This window comes from Treponema sp. R80B11-R83G3, from assembly GCF_054786115.1.
On sequence record NZ_BDHF01000263.1, the window covers coordinates 1 to 1,060 of the forward strand.

Annotated in this window: 1 protein-coding gene; it reads left to right on the forward strand. The window is 47.5% G+C overall.

The features are described 5' to 3' along the window. On the forward strand, nt 1-1,060 hold a 1,060-nt coding region (locus ACYVRH_RS13175), incomplete at both ends, for a response regulator (RefSeq protein ID WP_461257354.1).

A 1,060-nucleotide genomic window follows, 5' to 3' on the forward strand; every position in this document is an offset into this window, starting at 1 on the left:
GGTTATAAATAATATCAGCAGAAATATCGAAGGCACGGGATTGGGCCTGCCCATTACCAAAAGACTTGTGGAAATGATGGACGGGGAACTCAAAATGGAAAGCGAGTTTGGCAAAGGCTCGACATTCAGCCTGCATCTTAAACAGGGCTTTGTCAGCGATAAACCGGTTGGGCCGGAAGTCGCGGAAAAACTCCGTAACTTCTGCTATGCCGACAGCAAACGCACTGCCACTAAAAAACTGGTAAGGCTTAATTTAGACTACGCCAAGGTGCTGGTAGTTGACGATATGCAGACCAATCTGGACGTGGCAGCCGGCCTTTTGCGCAAATACAAAATGCAAGTTGACTGTTTAAGCAGCGGGCAGGAGGCGATTGAAAGGATACGACAGGGCACTCCTGTTTACAACGCCATATTCATGGACCACATGATGCCCAGAATGGACGGCATAGAAGCGGCTGGCTATATTCGCGCGTTAGGCACGGACTACGCGAAAAAAATACCGATAATCGCCCTGACCGCCAACGCCATACAGGGAACGGATAAGATGTTCTACGAACATGGTTTTCAGGCGTTCATATCCAAACCCATTGACGTAGTGGAGATGGATACCGTTATCAGAAAATGGGTGCGTAACGATAACCGTGAGAACGCGCCTGTCGCTAAAAAGCCGATTATTATCCACGACGAGCCTGTTGCTACTGAAGCCGCTTCCAAAGATGAAGATTTGGTAATAGAGATACCTGGAGTAGATGTTAAAAAAGGGCTTGCCCTGTACGCGGGTGAAACGGATATTTATCTGCCGCTGTTGCGTTCATACACCGTCCACACGCCGACTGTTTTGGAAAAGCTTAAAAATGTTTCGGCAGAAAATCTGACTAACTATGTTATTACAGTACACGGATTAAAAGGCGCAAGCGCCGGCATAGGCGTGGAAACCATAAGGGAAGCCGCTTTAGAACTGGAAAATAAATCCAGGGCTGGCGACTTGCAGGGCGTTTTGGCTAAAAACGACAAGCTAATCAAAGATACGGAAGCCATTGTGGCAAACATAAAAGCATGG